We start from the raw sequence: 20752 nt of genomic DNA, 5'->3' as shown, positions 1-20752 counted from the left end.
ATTTTACGGGCGGACGTTTATTTTTCTACTATCTTACTGATACATAAAGACTTTATGCGGATTTAAAGAGATTCAGTCACAGCATTGCTATTCAGTAGCGAGTCGAAAAACTATACTGATTTATCGTCACCTATCTTTTTGGATATCACGAAGTGCAGGTCAAAAAAACAGTCGCCATTGGCATTCTAGGGACAAAGCTCGACCGTGCTGGAAAAGGTGAGCAGCGCTGGAACAGATGGCGTCCGACCATCTCGCTTTGCCAGCAGCCTGATCTGGTGATTGATCGCCTTGAACTGATTCACGGGGAAGCGCGCTGGGATACCGATCTCGCCTTGAAGGTAGCGGCTGATATTGTGCAGGTATCGCCAGAGACCGAGGTTCGCCTGCATAGCATGGCCATGCGAAACGCCTGGGACTTCGAGGAGGTTTATGCCGCATTACATGACTTCGCGGCTGACTACCCATTTGACACAGAGCGGGAGGATTATCTTGTTCACATCACTACGGGCACCCATGTTCAACAGATCGTCTGGTTCCTGCTGGCCGAGTCCCGGCATGTCCCTGCCAAGCTGATACAGACGCAGCCAAGTGGTCTGCGGGATGACGTCTCGGCATCGGTAGGTAAACACGTTGTCACCGACCTGGATCTTCAGCGCTACGACCAGATCGCGAAGCGATTCCAAGCTGAGCGCCTGGAAGGCACAGAACTTCTCAAGTCCGGCATTGAAACCCGCAACGCGGCTTTCAACCGTACGATAGAGCAGATCGAACGGGTTGCCGTGCGATCCCGTGCCCCGATTTTTATTAGCGGCCCAACAGGGGCCGGCAAGTCTTTTCTGGCACGGCAGATCTACGAGCTCAAACGGGGACGTCACCAGATCGATGGGCCGTTCGTCGAGGTGAACTGCGCCACGTTGCGCGGTGATACAGCGATGTCGACGTTGTTTGGCCATACGAAAGGCGCGTTCACTGGCGCCCAGCAGGCGCGAGAGGGCTTGCTGCGCTCGGCCCACAAAGGGGTTTTGTTCCTCGACGAGATCGGAGAGTTACCGCTCGATGAGCAAGCGATGCTCCTGAAAGCGATTGAGGAGAAAAAGTTCTTGCCGATGGGTTCTGATAAGGAGGTCGAGTCTGACTTCACCCTGATAGCGGGTACTAATAGAGATCTGCATCAGCGCGTGATTGAAGGGCTGTTTCGCGAAGACCTGTTAGCCAGAATAAATATTTGGACTTTTGTGTTGCCCGGGCTGGCTAACCGAAGCGAAGACATTGAGCCGAACATAGATTTTGAATTACTGCGATATGCCAGAGATCACGGCCATATGGTTCGCTTCAACATCGAAGCTCGGCGCCGATATCTCTCCTTTGCTACCGATAGGGATGCCACCTGGCCAGGAAACTTCCGACAACTTTCTGCTTCGATCACCCGAATGGCCACACTCGCTGATAGCGGCCGCATCGACATGGCGCTTGTGGAGGATGAACTGGAGCGACTGCGCCTGGATTGGCGGATACCGACCGCTTCGGACCCACTGTCCGAGCACCTGGCTGAAGCAGGCCTTGAGATTGATTTGTATGATCGCCTTCAACTGGAGTCGGTCTTGAGGATATGCAGCACCGCAGCTAGCCAGGCGGATGCCGGCCGCAAGCTCTTTGCACACAGCAGATCAGCCAAGGCGTCGCCTAACGATTCCGATCGAATTCGAAAATTTCTAGCTCGATTCAACATCACATGGAGCCAAGTCCACGAGCTCGTAGCGCATCGTCATGCGCTAACTTGATACGTTACGTCCGTTACGGCGTCGCCCTACTATAATTAGTGCCCCCCTCCCCTAAAGGAATAGGTTTCAATGAGAGCACTCGCTGTCTTACCGCTGTTTTTCTTCCCACTGGTCGCCTTGGCTGACTGCACAGATCAACTGCAAACGTGGGCCAAGACCCTGCGTCCGGATTTGAAACTCGACAGCGAACATGCTGTGTGCAGGATCAATCCGGCAAACTCCAGCCAAGTCCTGGCTGCCCTGCCCTTTGCCGAGAATGTTGATGAGGATGGCCAGGGCGAATATGGCCTGGCCGTGGTTGTGGCCAATGCCTCCAGCGGCAAGATCGTTGCCCATCACTACCAAGCGGCTTCAATCAGTTCAGACGCCGTATATTTTGAAAGTCTCTCGCTGGACACCGCCCGCTATCAGCTTGCACCGCAGATACGTGCGTTTGGTGTACGAGTGGCTTATCAGGGATCATCCAGGGTCAATCCTTTTAGCAGTACGACCTTGAATCTCTATGTACTCGATGGCCCAGCGTTGCGCCCAGTCATGAACACACTGGAAGTCAGCAGAAGCAACGGTGAGTGGGATGGCTCCTGTACGGGGGATTTCATCCAGACATTGCGTACTGTCTCCATCGGAGATACGAGCAAGAATGGCTTGGCCCGTATGTATGTTAATCAGAAGACAATCAACACTCAAAACCACACCAGGGGTGAGGACTGCGAAAACGTCGTTGGCAAGCCCACCGTGGCCAAGTTCACCTTGGAATACGATGGCAACCAATACAGTGTGCCCGGTGAATTGTCATTTCCGTAAATGGCGGCGTTGATGGCGCGCTTGTTGTTTCTTGGCGGCGCGCTTTGATCATCACACTCACTCCTTCAGCCAGCCAGTGCCGTTACATCGCCAAGAAGAACGCTAGCCGTCCACTTTGCTTGAACAGTTTAGGTAATGATGCTCTGAAGCGCCGCCATCAGAGTGGTACCCGACGTATCTTGCACAGGAAAAAGCTGGTCCACGGCATAGCTAACGCTAGGAAACTCTCCGTAACTGACGGCCGTCTCGCCGGTCATATCGCTAAATAAAACGTTGCCACTGGGGTAAGTCGTCGGCTCTACCATGTAGAGCCCCCAATTGGCACTCAGTGTCACCTCGTCGCTGAACTCATAGAGACAGAAGCCCATCAGGTAGCTGCCGGTATGGGTGGCGAGATAACTCACAATGGTCTGTACGATGTCCAGGGTGACCGTGGTGAACTGTGCTTGCTGCCCGCTTGCTCCATTGTCCGACCGCGTTACCCCTATTTCACTGAGCAGCAAGGGAACGCCAAATTGCTGACCGGGCCAGTTCAGGCTGTTTGTCGTCGCGTTACTGGACCAGCTGTCGTATTGCCTCAACGTCGTGGTCAAGCCCTCCCCGACTTGATAGATATTGACGCTGTTGAAGTACCAGAGGTTGTTATAACCGATGATATCGCCGATGCCGGCCCAGTTGGCCGAGAACGTCGCGCCATCGCCGCCCGTGGTGCCCTCCGGCAGATTAGTGTTGGTCGTCACTCCATTGAGGAAAGCCTGAAACCAGTAGCTCAACGGCGGATTACCCGACGATGGATTGCCCTGGTCTGCGTTCGAGATGGGGCTGGTCAGTAACACGTAGCGATATTTCGCGGTACTGATCTGCAGTTGCAGGTTAACGATCCACCAAATCACCCTGGCCAGGCGTGATCCTGGAGCAACCGCCCCGCTGCTTCCCTGACCGACAAACGTATTGATATCGATCTCGTTGCCAACGGAGAAACTATGGACGGCCGGATGGATATCGCCGCTGACCACCACGCTACTGACAAACTGCTTCAGTGCGCTCTGTATGTCGGACGGCGCGCTGTCGAAGCTGTATGAGGCGTCAGGATCGTTACCGTTCCACGCATAAGTGTCGTCCGACAGGAAATAATTGGATATGGGCACCACAACCTTTACGCCACTTTGATGCGCATAGTCCAGAAAGTTGATATGCGCGGTGCCATACGTTCCGTTCCAGCCACGTGTTGCACCCCAGTCATAGAGGCGAACCAAGTTAAAGCCGAAGCTGCCGATCACTCCGATATCGTTTCGGTAGGCGTTGCCGCTGGTGTCCTGCCCGGTATTCCAAAGCGCCTGGAAACTGTCGTTAAAGAAGTCGGAGTCAGAGAACTGCGCTTGTGCCCCGGCGTTGGAATAGGGGGGAGACCATGTCGTCCATGTCGGGCTGTATACCACTCCAAATACGGTGTCCGAAGTTGCCATTTTCGATCCTTCCTTTCATGGGTGAAAAGCTGCTTCGCCTCAACTGCGCACTACTCAGGCAGGGTAGATCTGATTTTGAATATCCAGAATCCCGGTGAGCTTATCGGCGCCATCAACGTAGCTATAGACCAGCACATCGAGTACCCACTGCCCTGGCGCCGCGGCCGTAATACCCATTTGCTCGGCGCTGCTTGTCATGGCTGAAGCCAGTGCTCCCACAAGACCAGAGGCCTTCCAGTCTGTGTCGACGTTGAACTGAACGGTTGGCACCAATATCAAAGGATTACGGAAGGAAAGACTGCCCGGTATTGTCGGATCGGTCTTTCCATCCACCGATTGCCAGTAAGTGGCGCCGATGCGCATTTGGCGCATCGTCCCCGGCAAGGCCTGGGTCTGGGATGCCACCAGCGTCTCGAAGAAATTACTGAGTGCGCCAGTCAAGTCTGGCCCCGTCATGGGTACGGTTTCGGTATGACTGAGCAACGGAGTGATCCGTGTTGGGAACTTCACCACCGGTGTCTTGTAGATGAACAGTGGGTTTATCTGGGCGCCGGCAATCAAGTTGGCGTTGCGCGAGATTGACGTTCCGCCGCTGGCGTTCTGCAGCAACAGCAGATTGAGCCGGTAGAAGTCGTAATCGAGTTCCAACTGGTCTGAAATCAGCGCCTGCTCTTTTTCCAGCGCAAATGCCAAGCGGGTCCCTGCCTGAGAGGCACTCAGCCAGGCCCCCTGCCCTTCAACCCCATTGCCGGGAGGCACATACTTCAGGCCCGGCCACAGTATCTGGCGATAGACCTTGATCACCGCTGATGCCTCCGTACCCGACAACGTCAGTCTGTAGGTTTGCGGTGCAGTAAAGACTTGAGGATTGTTTTGCCCATCTATTATTTTTTGCGTGCCCGCCGGATCGACAACCAGCCAGTCAGTGTTACCGCTCCCGACGACCGCAGGCTTGATCGTCTGCTCGCCACTGAGTTTGAAGCCATATCCATCGAACTCGGTCGCCAGCGCGGCCGGAACAACCCCATTGTTTAGGTCGACCGTATAGCTTGCATCGGTCACGAAAAGGAAATCGTCAGGGTCTACCGAAAAATCCGTCATCTGCCCGATGCGATCCAGCGTGACGCCGCTGATATGGGCCGGCACCCCGCGGACCAGCGTCGACATCAGATAACTGAAAGTCTTTTCAGGCAGGCCTGCGAACAGCTTCATGGCATGCACGCCGCTCCACGCATTCTGGAGCCTGCCCGCCAGGTCCGCGAGCGCGGCTACCGCGTTGGCAGCGGCCGGGCTCGCAGTATCGGCCAAAGTATCCGGCAGTTGCGCAAGGTCAGCCGATATCGCGGGCCAGACCGCCGAAAAAGCCGCCAACACCTCAATGACACTCTCGTACTTAGGCGCGCTCGCATAGTCCAGCGCATCCGCGCTGTCATCGCTGGTCTGATTGAAACGAACTTCCAGCGTCATCTGATCTTGGGCCGCGTACTGCCGCTTCGTAGTGAAGCCGTAGTCCCACTGGGCCAGCACTTTAGCCGGCTCCGGCGTATCGGCTGCGTTGCTCGCAGATTGATCCGAGATGATCGCGGGGCCCGGGTAACCGCGTAAGGGGACCGGGACCTGGATCTGGCCGACATATCCATCAGTGTCGGCGCCATTGACGATGGGAACGATGAAGTTAAGCCAGGACGAGCTCTTGTACCCCTGGATACCATCCACCGAATGAAGATCGAACTCCAGCTGGCTGACCTGATAGTCGAGATTGAGCACGACCGACTTCTGAATGGCCGGGTCCTTGACCCCGAACAGGGTGGTAATTCGTGAACCGTTGGTGGAAAGCGCACCCTTTGCAGTGGCAATGCTCATTTGTGGGACGTTCTGAATACCACGCGCAGGCGCCGAGCTGTTCAACGTGTAGCTGCCAGGCAGTGTTCCTGCATCAATATCCGCCAGGTTGTCCGAGAACTGATCTTGACCACCGAAATGGGTGGCGATCGCTTCCAGCGTATCTGTAGCGCTCGGCGTGAACGCGTTGCCGTCGATGGTGACCGTACTGCCCACGGCGAAGAAGCCCGTGCGCTCTGAGTTGGCGTTGACCACATCCGCTATCTCGACGTTCATCCATGCCGCCACGTCCGTGATCGTCGCGAGCGAGGCAGGCACCACATAGGACGTCACGTTGATCGCCGTGGACCCCAGGAACAGCGGCTCATCGGTGGCGGCCAGCGTCAACCCGAGAGGTAGATCCCCGGGCTGCTTGACCTTGAAGAACTCGGCAATCGTGCTGAGCGTATCGGAGCCCGTGGTCGTGTAGGTATCAGGGACACCGGCATAGCTCACAGTCAGCCCCGGGCGAATGATGTTCGGGACATAAAAAATGGTCTCCACGAGGAAGCTCTGGGAAACCTGGGCCCGGGCCGCCAGCGGTGCGAACGGTTGGTTCGGATCGGCGACCTCAGCCGTATCATCCGGCGTACGGATGACCCCGGCCACCAGGTTGCCGGAGAGCTGTGGCGCCGTGGTTGGGTCATTGCCAGCCCCGCGGCCCTGAACCTCGAGATCGATTTGGACCAACGTCTGCACTGAGTAGGCAGAGCTCAAGGTCGTCAGCAACTGTTGCTTGAGCGTGGCCTGAGCCTCATCAAGCCCCATGCTGTCGGTCCCGAGAATCGGCGCGACGATCCCGGACATGCCGGTCGCGATCCCACCTTTAGCGGCAATCACGTCGGCAATATTGGCGGCGACTTTACTGTCCGAGGAACCCGACACGGCATATGACGGCGACAGCAACAAGTCGATGGCGGCCAGGAACTGCTGGTTCCATTGGTCTGGATCCGCAGCGCGGAAAGCCTGCTGCTTACCGCTCCAGACCAAGCCCTTGTCGCTGGAATAGGTTGGGACTTCAACGGTGTTGTTCCAGGCAACGGTCGAGAGAGGCGTTACGCCGAAGTAGCGGACCCCGGATTTGTTGACCTCGTAGGTGATGCCCACGCCGGACTCTGAGAAATTGACCACCCACAGCGTCTTTCCACCTGTCGACGATGCCGGGTTGGCAGTGGCTGCCAGCTTCAACGAGGGTTTCTTGATCTGCGGGGTGCCCTGGGTCTGTGTCGATGCGGGGCCGGTTGCGATTTTCAGCCCCGGGAAAACCGTCTCGAAATCAATCGCGAACTGTTGGAGCGATCCCTGGTCGACAGCCGTCAAGCCGGCAAATGGCTGGGCCGGTATATCGGTCCGCGCTGAAACGACATGGGGCGCCCCTGCGAAGGCCGGAGCCAGCAGGGACGGATCGCGGCTCATCGTCAGGGTCACGCCGAGACTTAAGATTGCCTTGGTTTTAGCCGGGGTAACCGCCGCCAGCACGGAACCGGTCAGCGGCGGCGCCAGCAGCGTACGGGCGCTGACCGCAACACCGGACGCCGCCGCGGCAACATCGGCCACACTGATCTGTGTGAGGTTCTGCGCCAATCGGTCGGCGTTGATACGCGCCGTCAGCAAGCCAAAGGTGTCGTTGGCATACGTCTGGTATTGGGTGCCATCAATGGTAATCGTCATGTTGGCGGGCAGAAAACCTGGCAACGAAGCACAAGCCGAAGCAAGGCTGCCGTCATCCAGGTTGTAGCGGGACGCCACGTCATGGAGGGTGTCGCCGCTGAGCGAGGTCATCGCTGGAGCGACAATGGCGGCCCCTGCCGCGATGATCCCGGCGAGCCCGGTTATCTGGGCCATGAAATCGCTGACGCTGAGACCGAATGCCAGCGCCAGCGTGTTGATCGTCGATGTCACGGTCGGCGTTATCGTCCGACCATTGAGATTGATCGCCACCGAAGCGAACAGGCCCGGTACGTCACCATTGTATTGAGTGAGCCCATCCAGGCTCCATCCCGGATATTTGGCGATAATGTCCGAAAGCGTCTCGGCACCCGTTGCGCCATAGATGCTGGCGCTAATACCGATGTTGTTCGCCAGGTACGGAATGGCAAGCAGAGCCGAGTCCAGGAATGGCACCGAGCGGTTCTGATCAAGTACCGAGCCCACGTCGCTGGCATGCGCACCGGCGATATCCGCCAGTGTCTCGCCCTCTGCAATGGAAACAGGCACCGTCTCAATGAACAGAGCGGTATTGACCTCCCAGATGCCGGGCACTTGAGCATTGCCTGCAAGGAACTGGGCTTCAGGCGAACCCGTTGCGCCGGGCGGAGCGCCGAAATCGCTGGCCAGTGACGTCAAGGTGTCGTTGGAGTTGGACAGTACGCTTGAGATTGTGAGCTTCGTGCCCACTGGCCAGATGTCGTCCAGGAACTCATTGGCCCCGGCGACTTCAAGCACCGTGACGACAGCCTCCTGATCACCGCTGTTCTTGCGCACTTGCTCGGTGAAGCTGGCCGCAGCGTCTTCCAGCGTCACGCTGGCCGTTGTCTGGTAGCTGTACTGCCCCGTTGTGTCGGAATAGGTCAGCGTCAGGTTTGCGCTGAGCGGCGCCGTCGAGTTCGGCGTCACCAACCCCGGAACACTGCCAGGGCCATCAACCACCAGTGTGCCGACCTGAAGCCCGATCGCACTGAGGGACAGCCCGGCCGAGCCAACCGTCGCAGAGCGTACGGCTGTGTGAACCATTACATCCTGGGCCACTTTTACTGCGGCGTTGTTGTCTGCCAGCGTGGCCAGGTCGATGGCGCCGTCCAGGCGAGTGACGATGGCTTGGGGCGTATCGCCCGACAGCACCAGATAGTTGCTCGGAACAGCGAGCTGAGTGCCCTGCCCCCACAGCAGATCGGCCCGGGCAGCGGCGTTGTATTGCCCCAGATTGGCGGCCGTCACCGCATAGCCTGTGGAGCTCTGCGACAACGTAAGGTTTAACAACGACCCGATGTCCCTGTAGCCATTGGCCCCCAGCGTCACCGGATCAACGACCAGGCCCTGCGCGCCGGCCAAGAAGACATAGGCGGAGTTCGCCAGGCCGAGGAGACGAACGCGAGCCGTTTCGCCAACGTTCTGCGCATCCGCGACAGTGCCTAAGGTCGTGCTCAGCCAACCGGTCACATCGGGCTGTTGCAGTTGGTAAGAAACGGTTTGATAGGTTGCCAGGGCCCCGCTGGCGCGTATGGCCGCTGCTGTTGACAGCTCGGCACTTGGCGCGCCCCCCAGCATCTGCAGCGGAGAGTTGTCCGGCAGGAACTGAGTCGGCGAAATCGAAACGGTGACCGACAGATTGTTGTCCCCCGATGCCGGAGAAGAGAAACGATAAGCCGTCGTCGCCGAGGGCCATGCCCCGACTGAAACCATCGAATCGGTGTAGCCCAGCGGCTGATCGATGGGGCTTAGAACCGAGCCGTTGGTGCGGTTGCCGAGTACATCCTGGAACGCAAGCGCGACCTCGGACATTGCATTGGGGCTGATGCCTGCATAGGGGTTCAACGCGGGTGGTGGCAACGGAGCGCTTTCGATCGCATGGTTGACCTTCGCAAAGGCAAGCACCGACATGACCTGCTGGTAGTCCCAGGGGGCATCATCGTTCTCAGTCGTGGGGCCGGCGGGCAGCCCCTCATTGCTGGCCTTGAGGGCAGCCGTTTCTGTGATCTGGAAGCCGAGCAGGTTGAAGAGCGTGTTCAGCGCTTGCTGATCGGTTTCCTCTGCTGTATCGACGGGCTGTGGGTTCGCCCGGGTGACGTCGAAACCGACGTGCCCTTGCGGCAAGGTGGCGGTGAGGTTGAGTGTGCCGCCCCCTACGATGATGGATTGGCCCTCCGCCAGGATCTGCGCGTCCTGGTTTGTATCGGCAATCAGTGACAGATCGATCGCCTGGGCAGACGCGATGCTGCCAAAGGTGTCGCCGGCCTGGATGATGTAGTCAGCCTTAGTTGGGATTGTGAGTGTCGCCCCGACCAAGAGCAGGTTAACCGTGTTGAGATTGAGAGCGGCCAGCGCCTCCGGATCGAGGAAGTCATATTCCTGCGAGATGGATGCCAGCGTATCGCCGGGCGCGACGACCTGGACCGGGTTCCCGGAGAACTGAAGATCATTGCCCGGCTGGAGCCAACCAGTCACCTGGGCTTTCTCGGCTGCAATCGCGGCTACCGTCACGCCGGCGCGCTGCGCCAGGCTGAGGAAACTGTCAGTGGCCAGCGCTGCGACCTGGCCGGACGCTCCCGTTACGGTGGTGCCCGGCACCATGGTTCCGACAACGGTCTGGTTCAGCTCCGCCAGCGAGACGGCATCAAGACTGACATAAGAGGCATAGAGCTGCGCCACACTGGCAAGCGTGTCTGAGCTCGTGACCTCGTGGGTCAGCGCCTCGAAAAAGATATTGTGAGTACCGGCATCTACGTTGTCACCGATCAGCGCCACGTTGTTGAAGGCGTACGCTACCGGGCTACCCGCCACCTGATTGTCGGCGACCACGATGATCTGAATGGTCGCCTGGGTTCCGCCGGTGAAAAGGGTTTGAGGCAGACCCAGCGTTCCGTCGGTCGTCACATAGCGCAAATAGTAACCACCGGATTTGACCACACTGCATTCCCACAGCAATTGCAGGAAGTTGAGCGAATTGGCGGGTTCGAGATCGGCCAGCGGCGTCTCCAACAGGCCGGTGTTGAGCATGCGAATCGGCGTTTTACGCAGCGTCAGTTGTGGTGCGCCATGGCTTTCTGTGCTGAGGTTCGTCTTCAGGATGAAGCTGTCGGTGCGGCTCAGCGTGTCAGAGACCAAAACACCGGTCGTGCTGGACGAGCTCTGATCCGGATAAGCGATATAGAGGGTCGCGGTCTCGCTGTTGGTGGTAAGGAACTCCCACAGTGCCAACAGCCGCTGCATCCCCGCCTGATCCGCTCCGGCGACCATATAGGTGCCATCGGGCGCGTCAGGGATCGTCTGGATATCGATGCTGATCGAGGTCGCGTAGCACGTGTTTTCGAGGGCAACGCTCTCGATGCTGCCATCGGACATCGTGGTGCCGGATTTTGGCTGGTACAGCAGCGTGCCGGTCGGACTGGCGGCAAGCGCCGATATCATGGCATCGGGCAGCGTCCACATCGACGGCTGCACCACTTTCTGGCCACTGGGGACGATGGCCGCCGGCACTTGCGGGGTCACCCAGCGATTGATCGTGCCCACCGACTGGCAATCGGCCGTGTAGCTAAACTGCGGCAATGCAATGGCTTGGGAGACGCTTGGCTGGAAAGTAAGCGTCTTGAAGCTATTGATCTGGTCGACTTCTGGCTGGACCAGCGGCATGACGGCAGCGCTGGGGTCAACGGACACCCACGACGCACCTGAGCTGCCGATGTTGATGTCGTATCCAATGGCAACCGCGCCCAGCGGGTACTCCTGACCGATAAGGGCATAGAGCGGGTATGCCACCGTTGCCGATGGGGCTGGCTGCCCAGCGAACTGCGGCGCCGGGGCTCGCAGGCCGCTCATCATGAAACGGCTGGTCATGTTCAGCGCATCGGTGAACATCCCCATGGACGCCAGGTTATTGGTGAGCACCGACAAGCGCATGCCAGGGATAGCAACAACAGACAGGGTCAGCACCTTCGACGTGGCATCGACCATAAAGAGGCCCGTGACCAAGGCGATGCGATCCGTCAGCTGTTCGAGGGAAAGATCGTAGGCCGCGCCAATGCCGCCCAGCGTGTCGGCGGCCGCTATCGAATGGCTCACATTTGGCGCTGTCAGCGACGCCCGGGCGGCCAGAAGCGATGCCATCCCTGAGGCCGTGCTGTCTGCGATCAACTTCGCAGAGACTTTATACTGGCGCTGGATGTTCCCGAAGCTGCTGGCATACGGAATGTTGATGAGCTGGCCGACAGCCAGCGGGGCCGTTGCGACCAGGGTGCCATTCCACTGCTGCAAACTCTGGATCGCCGCCGCCTGGGTTCGGTCATCGGCCGCGAAGAACGCTGCGGCGATGGAGGTCAGTGTATCGCCCGTCGTGGCCGCATAGGGCAGGATGAAACTGCTGCTGGTTGGAACCGAGACGGCTGGCAAGTTGACGGTTTGGCCGATATCAAGACCGATTGCGGCGTTGTTGCTGAGCAGTTGGGAGAGTGTGAGGCCTGGATACGCCGAGGCCACCTTGGCGAAGGTGTCCCCATTCTGAACCGTGTAGATCGTGTTATTCGTGGTGGTCTGCGGGATCGAGAGCGTCTGACCGCCCGTAAAGGTCAGGTTCGGATTGGCCGTGGTCAGAGTCGTCGGATCGAAATCAGCGACACGGTCGTACCAGTAACCGATGATTGAGTTGTAGGTGTCCCCTGCCCGGGTCACCGTGGTCAGATCGCCGAGCACAATTGACTGGCCTGGGTTTATCACGGTCAGGCTCTCGGCGTTTGTCGTCACCAATTGCTCGGCGGTGACGCCGAACTGGGCCGCCAACGAGGTGATGCTGTCGGTTGATTTGGCCGTAAAGGTGATGTCACCGAGAACAAGCGTAACCGCGGTATTGAGGACGTTCTGTGCGGACTGATTACTGGCGGCGACCATATAAGGAGTCACCTGCAGAGGTATCAACAACTCCGTCCCGGCCGGCAGCGGATTAAAGTCGACGCCTGGGTTGGCTGCTTTGAGCGTGCCCGGGTCGATGCCGAAATCTGCGGCGACCGATGCCCCGCTTTCACCGGCAATGACGGTGTGCAGGATGCGCATCGCCGGGATCGTGAGCGCGGTCCCCGCCGGTAGGTTGTCGAAGTCCACGCTGGGATTGGCGGCCTGTAGATCGGCCGGAGAGACGCCGAAACATGCACTGAGCCCGACCAGGGTATCGCCGCTCTGGCTGGTGTACGTGACCGTAGTCGTGGGGATGAAAATCGTCTGGCCGACAGTCGGGTCAACGCTCTGGTAGTCCGGATTGATCGCCCTGAGATCCGCTTCGCTCACGCCGAATAAGTGGGCAATCGAGGCAAGTGTATCGCCAGTACGTACCGTGTAGTTATTGGTAAAGCTGTTGGCGATCGAGGTCAGCGAAGCCGCTGCGGTCTGGCCTTCGTCAAGTTGCAGGTCGAGATCGGCCAGCAGGCTCTTGGCCTGTTGCATCAGCCCCTTGGTCAGCATCTGAAAGTAGTAGCGGAATATGAGGGTTGCCATGGATTCCGGCGTTTCCATCAACTCCTCGGCCTGCAGGGTTGAGCCCGTATTACGGGCGGCGAACTGGGCGGCCAGGTCGGCAAAGTACTGTTGGATCGTCTGTTCGTAATCTCCTTCCGGCACGCGGTCAGACAAGAAGTTTATGGAAAAATCAGGCGTAGACATCGTCAGTTCGGGAATCATGGCCATCAAGGCCATGGGGATCTCTGTGCCGGGATCCGTTGTCGGCCGGGCCGCGACCGCAAACTGGATGTTGTTGCTGGTGAACAACGTCTCCAATGCGCTGTAGGTGAAGATCGTGGACGCCACATCGCTCAAGGACAACGCGTCAAGAATTTCATCGATCAACGCAGCCGAAAGCGTTTCCTGAGTGTGACCGATAGCATCGGTGATCCAGTCGGTGACAAATGTCAGGAACTGGTTGGTACCAGCGGCGGGATCCGTCGACGTCTCCATGCCCAGCAGCAGGGCAAGTACCGGGTTCATGCTGGTACCAGGAAAGCTCGGGGCACCCGGGAAACTGAAGTCGCTGGGCAACGCCTGGGAGATCAATGGAATCGCCGTCAGGTTGACCGTAGTCGTCGCAGCCAGGTTGAGTGCGGACCGGCGCAGCAGCACACCACGCTTTTGCAGGCTGCGAGCGGCTCGGCTGCGCAGCTTTGCGTAGGGCCGCTGGCGCAGCACCGGGGCCTGGGTCCGGTAAGACCCCCGCAGGATGCTCTGAGGGTTTGAATTCGAGGCAATGAGCCAGGGGGTGGTGGAGTCTGAGCCTATGGTGAAGCTCTCGGTGATGGTTGCCGAGAAGGAGAAACGAATGCGGATGAAGACGATCTTGATCGAGACACTGACGCGCACCCCTGCACTGATCTCAAGCAGGATGGCCTTGTAGCTCTGCATGTCCAGAGAAACCGAGGCATAGACTGTGAGATTGACGCTGGCCTGGATGATTCCGAAGTCGACGGTCGCGTAGACAATACCGACCACCGCCACGGTCCCGCGCAGATGTAGGTAACGTTCCGGCGACAGGTTGGCCGAAGTGGGATTGAACCAGGCAAGTACCCCCTGAACCTGTCCACCGACAGTGATGCTTATACCTCCGGACAGGATGCCCAGTGAGATGGTTTTTCCGACGCCGACCTGGAGTGCCAGACCGAACTCGAGAACAGGAGAGAAATTGCCGTTAGAGATGACGGGGACATTGGTCGAGGTCGTCCCGTTGAGAACCGCAAAGTAAAAGCCGCCATAGCCAATGAACGGGAAAACCTGGACCGAACCGGATCTGGAAAAGTCAGTAAGACTTGGCGGAAAGCCGACGTCCACACGGAAGTTGCCGTTGGTATAGATGTCCAGCGTGATGATTGGCAATGTGATCGACACTTCGCCCAACTCGATGTGTCGCATGGCATCGGGCAGCGTCAACTCGATATGGTAGACACCGATGGTGTCGCTGATCTTGCGGTACAGAATTTCGAAGCGAAGGCCCGCCAAAGAGCCTGCCCGGCTGCCGGAAAGCTGGATCAGCAGGCCGTAGAGATTGGGGTCGTTGAAGACGACGCTGAGCTGTACCGTGGACATCGCGGTGAAACGGGTTCCGATCAGCCAGTTAGAGCCCGCGTCATAGGAAAGCCCCGGTAACTGTGTGGCCGGATTCTGCTGTGGGTTGCCCGTTGGAACCAGCGCTTTTTCAAGGGCCTTGATGACACCATCCATCGTCGCCGGTGGTGTCTCTCGCAGGGCCATGCGCTGACCCAGGCCAAGGTATTCAAGATCGAAACTTTGGGTGCCGGAGCCAGGCACAACGGGCGGTGCCTGGTTCAGCGGATCCCAACTGAGTGGCGCGGCGCCGTTCTGGCCGTAATCCTGCCCCAGGAAATTCCCGCTGAGCTGGAGGTCGAACTTCGATTTGCCGTACTGCTTGCTGTACTTCAGGACAAATTTAGTGAGTTTCATGAAGCCCAGATCGACGCCCAGATCCATGTCGACTTCAATGTTCTTGGTCTGGAGATAGACTTTGACTGTCAGGTTCGGTAAGCCAATTTTTTCCAGCACGTCCCAAGGCGAAGAGAGCGAGATGTTCCGACCCGGGTCGGCGAACTCCAGCAGGAAACTGAACAGGTCGCCGACGGTGCTGTTGTTCAGACTCACCGCCACATAGGTATTGGCGGCTACCTGGTTGTCTTTGTGATAGGTGACCGACAGGCTCTTGTAACTGAAGATAATGTCGCTGGTGGTCGGATCAAAGAGGTAGGCCACGCCCAGGATCATGCCATTGATGTCGACGGTGCCCCGAACATAACCGGAATACTGGGCCGGAGCAGTGGAGCTCATGCGGCTGGATCGCAGCATGAATTCAGCCGCGATCGATATCGGCAAAATGTCCAGTTTCCACATGACCTGGACGTTGACCATGTAGGTATTGTTGCTGGTGTCGAACTGGCACTGAAGGTAGTTGATGGTGATGTCCGGTACGGCGTCAGCGATCCAGGGCAGGAGCTGACGCGCGATATCGGCGATCTTCATCGGTGTGTTCGGCGACATCGTACCGGTTAACACCCACCCCGCTGAACCGGAGCTGTTATAAGCCGTCGCGTAAAACTCAGAGCCTAGAAACACAAATGAAGTCGAGAGTTGAGCCGTTGTGATCGCTGCCGATTTATTGATAGTCAGGCCGAGACTGTCGATCTCGATGAGTTTAATTCCGCTACCGAGATTGATTGACCAGTCACCTTGGGTAAAGAGTGCTTGGCCAGTAAAGGAATAGTATCCGTTGTTGACATCTACGGTGGCGCTCAGCGTGTCGAACACACAACCACTTTGTGGGATGCCCGTTATACCGACAACGGAAAGCAGGTCAGAAACGTCGATAGCGTTGTTGTTGTAGAACCGACCGATCAGTGAGGGAACAGAGACGCCTGCATAGAAGCTGAGGGTCTGGTTACCGAAGAAATGAAAATTGCCCCCGACACTGATACTCAAGCTCAACACATTGCTGAGCACCATAGAGAACGAGAACTCGATGCTATCCAGGTTCGCCGCATTAAGGGGCAGTAGCGAGACCGACGTGTCTTCGACCACTTTTGTAGTCATCACGGACGATGTGGCGCCGCCATAGGCCAGCGACAACGCTATACGGGTAACGTTGAGGGCACTTCCAAGGGGAAAACGCGGTGGGACATAAGCGGCAAGCTGCGTACCGACGAACAGCGCAGCGAGGCTCGAAAGGTCCGGGATATTGAGCTTCCAGCCATCTGCGGTGCTGAAAACCGGGCCGGTCCCCTCATTGACAGGCAAGACGCTCGACATCGGGACGGCACTGACTGCCAATTGTCCGGCGGGGATCTCACCGACCAATTGACCCGCGCCACCGGAAGACGAACTCGTCAGCGAGAGTTGTGCCTTGAAGGTGAGCAACCCGGCCTGTGGCGCGGTGATAGCTAGCTTGTTTGAGAGCGAGAAAACAGGGCATGTGGTGCTGGGGTTAGCCCAGCTTGTGATTGCGCCGGCCACCGGTGAAATGGAACCGCTCCAGAGCTTGGCATAGGTCTTGGGAGGAACGGGCACGCCTGAAAAGGTCAGCGTACTGCCCGACGCTGCTGACGCCGCAGTCAGGCTGGCCCCCGTGAAATCATATTGACCTGGAACGTCGTTGGCGATCTTGGCAAACGCGATACCCAGCACCTGCCCGTCACCCAAAGTGACCGCGAGAGACAGTTCGGCCACTCCATCGCTATCGACACTGAACACGGCGGTGGCAGCCGGCTTTGTGAAGCCCATGAAGGTGCCGGTCAACGTGCCGACGAGTGTGATGACCGTGCCCGGCGGCGTTGCGCTTGTGAGCGCCATTTCGAGGCTGGCGCTTGGAAACAGCGTGGCATCACTGAGCAGCTCGGTAAGAGGTGCCGATCCCAGTTGATTGTCGGCCGGCAGGGCCAGGCTCGTGTTCGAAGCGTTCAGATAGTCATTGGTGTGGAGGCTGGTCCAAAGATCCTGGATGTTCATTTCTTGGCTCCCTGCCTTCTGATCTCGTGTTGCGGCGCAATCAGCACCGTATTTCCGTGTGCGGTGGCCTTGAGGCGGCTGACAGCATTTTTACCTGTACCCGTGTTACCGCCCGCGCCGTTTTTCAGATACGAGGCGTACCAGCCCAGGGCGCCGCTGGTTTGGGCGTCCGGATTGCCGAACATCAGCATGTTGATCTGCCCGTTCGGCGGGAAACTGAGGCTCAAGAACTTCAACGCGATGTCTTTGAGCTGAAGAATGTAGGTCGGTGGCTGAACCAGGAACGAAACATCGCCGAACGCCAGCTTGAGCACGCCTTGCAGCGAGATCGCGCGATCACCTCCGCTGACGCCTGGCATGCTGAGGCCTACATAGTTGGTTACACCGTTCATATTGGGCGCCCATCCCAACATCAGCGATGCGGTAAAGCCCGCCTGCGCAGCGAGAGCGCCCAGAGACCCGAGATCGAGTTCGAATTCCAGGCCGAACCATGGTGCTGTGAGCATGCTTCCCTGAATCGGAGAATCTACAGGCATGAAGCCCATCGAGTCCGGGGTTGTCTGCCCTGTGCCCTGCACCAAGCCCGTTAGCTTCATCGGGAAGTGGGCGGCCAGACTGAGTACCCGGACCTGGCTGGCGCCCTGGTCGAGCAAAATCTTTGTGGCATCAAACACAAACGTCCGATAAGTGGGCGATGCTTGATCGAAGGTCATGTCGATCGACAACGCCGAATAGGCCAGGCCGCTCCCTATTCCGCCGATATCGATGACAGCTTGCTCGGGACCATAGGAAAAAAGATCGAACCCGGTCTGCGGCAGGAACGAAACCGAACCGCTCAGTTGGAAAAGCGAATTAACCGTGGTGTCGCCTGGATCGTCCTCACCGCTGGTAACCGTGATGAAGGACGCGGTCTGAATGTTGACCATGTAGAGCGTACTGCTCGACATGCTGTAGGACGTGGGGCCATTGCTGGTAAAGGAGTAGGCCCCTACCCCACCGCTCTTCTGATAAGTGCCGTAGAGCACCAGATTGTTGTCGGACGCGTTCTCCTGCGTTGATTGTTCGCCGAACAATTCATTAATCATCAGTTCGATCGAACTGGAAAAGGAAATGATTTCTGAGTTGGCGATCCCGACCTTCAGTGACAGCACCTTGTAGTCATATGGCTGAGTGCTGGTCAAAGGTTCAAGCGAGTTATAGTCGATAAGGCCGAACGCCGAGCTCGCTGTCGTCACGTACTCAGCGGCACCGGTGACGACCGGGGTGACGGTGATGCCTAAATGGTGGGCCTGGAACTTCGACGCGTCGATGCCGGCGGCAAGTCCCTCCAACTGCGGCGGCAGTCCGGAAAGGGGGACTTCCCCATTCAACACAAGTATGCCGTTCCAGTTGGCGCTCAGCATCACAGTATTGACGAAGTAGCTGAGATCGGTATCGCCTGCTTTCAGCCGGCTTGTTGCGTCATCGAAAATGTCGGAGATGATCTTTTGAGTCGCAGCCGTTGAAGTATTGAAGGCGTCGCCCTCAGTCCATTGAGCGGTGTCTGCAACGATCTGTACCAACTGCTTATTGCAGAATTTAAAAATGACGATTGAGTTGTGATCCGCCCAGCGCCATGGGGACAAGTCAAACTCCCAATCAGCGACGAAGAGACTGAAGTCGCCGGTATAAGAACGGATTGTCTGGGCCCAGGTATCGTACTGAGTTGTCGTCAGGACACTCTGCAGCGAAATGTTCAGCGCGGCTTCATCTGGCCACATACCAGAACCGGGGCTGACGCCAACAACCAAGGGGGCGATCGCCGTCGTTACACTCGCATCCGTGATGACATTTTTCAGGGTCAGGTAGCGTTCCTGCGTCAGTACATATGGGAAGCTGCCACAGGCCGCAAAGCGATCGCCAGAGGACATGATCAGCGCCAACTGGTTTGTTTGTAGCGCGTCCTTCAATGGGCCATCGACAGCGCTGAGAACGACTGTGTCGCTGCGATACATCGGCACGACTGAAGGAGAGTTACCCAGGGTCAGGTGAGCCCAGCCCAATTCGTTTCCGGCCTGGTTGAACTCAAGCAGCAGGCCTTGGGGGGTTGTGCCGAACGGCGGTGAGGGCAGCGTTGCGGCGGATGCGGTGAGACGACTCGCGCTGAGATTGACCGCCTGCTGGATCAGCGCCTTGCGCTTGGGGGCCCAGGCCTGCATTTCGAACTGCGAGATGTCATCGGTGGTCAGGCCGACGCCGACCGTCACACCGGCGTAAGGCAATAACGGATAGCCATCCAGCCCATCTCCAAACGCATCTGAGCGCAGCGCTGAAGGTGGGAGTACTCCGAGTTCCACCGGCAGATAGTTCAAGAACGGAGAGGACGCGTCCCCCGGCCCATTGTGCAGGACCGAACTGTCGGGTTGCGCGAAATAGGCCGAGCCATCGTTTACGGACAGGTAGGCCCATGAAGTCCGGCCTGCGCCAGTGAGCGGCCCATAGACGCGCTTCGTGTCACTGGCTCCGGTGCCGGTGGCGGCTCTGAGCGTCGCAGCAAACGCCGGTTGATCCGGAACGAAACTCAGCGTCGCTGACGCATTGATACCAAGATACTCCACCGCTGATAAGCCACACATCAGCGTTGAGCTGAGATCGGGGGCGGAACCGGGCAGCGACGTCTTCCTGGTCCCGGGCAGCGATACTGTAAAATCCCCGCAGGGCGTCATGGCAACAGTCTTGTTGCCTGGCAGAACGACAGGGTTGCCGCTGGCGTCAACGGCAAGAAGCCGCTCAGTGAATACCAGCGAGGCATTGGCTGCGGGTGCAAGATTGACCGTTTCGCCAACGGCTGTACGGTAGGTTGAGGCCAGTGGCGACTGATTGGCGATAAACCCTGCGAAACTACGCAGATGGTCAAGCGGAGCCAAGGGGTCGAGCGTCATGTCCAGCGAAAGGCCAGAAGTGCCGAAAACCAGAAACCGGTGGCTCGCGCTCTGAGCGTAACCGCCGCCAACCGGCGCGGTGTAGGAACGCAGACCGACATCCAACTGTTCGGCTGCGGCCTCTGTGACGGACACCGAGAACTGGAAACAACCAGAGATGGTATTGGGACCAAGCACATTGATAGCGCCGCCACTCAGCCAGGGCAGTTGATAAGGCTGGCGAGAGCCGAACGGCGTTACTGACCAGCTATTGCCGTTTCCGGAGATGGACAAGCTCAATCCATCTTCGGAAACGGCAAGAATGGAACCACTGTCGATATTGATGGATAAATTGGCACCCTGGATCAGCGCCGACCGGATTACGACAGCCTGCGCGTTGGAGCGGGTCGCATAGACAACCGTTCCACTTAACCCGGCCGCAGGATTTTCAATGTCTTGAAACCACGCGGCGAACGCGCCCGCTCTGGCGCTGTTGGCGAAATAGACTTGAGCGGCTGAAACAAAATTGTCTATTTGAGCCGGTATCAGTCCAGGCACAACGACGAACCAGCCCCCTGAAGAGATGGCATCGGACAAGCTCAAAGTTTGAGGCCCCGTCACACCCGCCGGCAGCAGGTATGCCATCCGCACGCTATCACCCGGCGATAAGGTGTCTGGCACATATAAGCTGGTCTGCGACGGATATTGACAAAGGGCTGAC

5 protein-coding genes are annotated in these 20752 nt (G+C 58.0%); 2 read left to right on the top strand and 3 right to left on the bottom strand.

Annotated features, from left to right (window positions below; all coding sequences use genetic code 11):
- Nucleotides 1-152 precede the first annotated feature (152 nt).
- Both rtcR and EPZ47_RS14645 read left to right on the top strand, forming a co-directional pair.
- Nucleotides 153-1781: an RNA repair transcriptional activator RtcR gene (gene rtcR / locus EPZ47_RS14650; protein ID WP_135845443.1), complete on the top strand. Its 1629-nt coding sequence runs from the start codon at nucleotides 153-155 to the stop codon at nucleotides 1779-1781.
- A 69-nt stretch (nucleotides 1782-1850) separates the two neighbouring features.
- Complete coding sequence (locus EPZ47_RS14645) at nucleotides 1851-2585, top strand: PA3715 family protein (RefSeq protein ID WP_135845442.1); 735 nt, start codon at nucleotides 1851-1853, stop codon at nucleotides 2583-2585.
- Between the two features lie 128 nt (nucleotides 2586-2713).
- Here the strand turns inward: EPZ47_RS14645 and EPZ47_RS14640 are convergent, their stop codons facing one another.
- From EPZ47_RS14640 to EPZ47_RS14630, 3 genes are read right to left on the bottom strand one after another with little or no spacing between them, the layout of a single operon-like run.
- Nucleotides 2714-4051 (bottom strand): hypothetical protein, encoded by a 1338-nt coding sequence (locus tag EPZ47_RS14640; RefSeq protein WP_135845441.1) that lies wholly within the window; start codon nucleotides 4049-4051, stop codon nucleotides 2714-2716.
- A 54-nt stretch (nucleotides 4052-4105) separates the two neighbouring features.
- Nucleotides 4106-17131 carry a LysM peptidoglycan-binding domain-containing protein gene (locus EPZ47_RS14635; RefSeq protein ID WP_135845440.1) on the bottom strand — a complete coding sequence of 4342 codons (13026 nt, stop codon included), beginning with the start codon at nucleotides 17129-17131 and terminating at the stop codon, nucleotides 4106-4108.
- A complete protein-coding gene (locus EPZ47_RS14630; RefSeq protein ID WP_238346735.1) occupies nucleotides 17128-20676 on the bottom strand; it encodes a hemagglutinin in 3549 nt (1182 codons plus the stop codon). The genes EPZ47_RS14635 and EPZ47_RS14630 overlap by 4 nt, the downstream gene beginning before the upstream one ends.
- Between the last annotated feature and the right edge of the window lie 76 nt (nucleotides 20677-20752).

This window comes from Pseudomonas viciae (assembly GCF_004786035.1).
Lineage (GTDB): Bacteria > Pseudomonadota > Gammaproteobacteria > Pseudomonadales > Pseudomonadaceae > Aquipseudomonas > Aquipseudomonas viciae.
This window is presented reverse-complemented; position numbering and strand designations above follow the sequence as displayed.

Bases quoted from the DNA above. Each gene is read 5' to 3' on its own strand.
- EPZ47_RS14645 (WP_135845442.1), top strand. From the start codon at position 1,851: ATGAGAGCACTCGCTGTCTTACCGCTGTTTTTCTTCCCACTGGTCGCC.
- EPZ47_RS14640 (WP_135845441.1), bottom strand. From the start codon at position 4,051: ATGGCAACTTCGGACACCGTATTTGGAGTGGTATACAGCCCGACATGG.
- EPZ47_RS14635 (WP_135845440.1), bottom strand. From the start codon at position 17,131: ATGAACATCCAGGATCTTTGGACCAGCCTCCACACCAATGACTATCTG.
- EPZ47_RS14630 (WP_238346735.1), bottom strand. From the start codon at position 20,676: ATGGCATACCTGCTGCCGGCGGGTGTGACGGGGCCTCAAACTTTGAGC.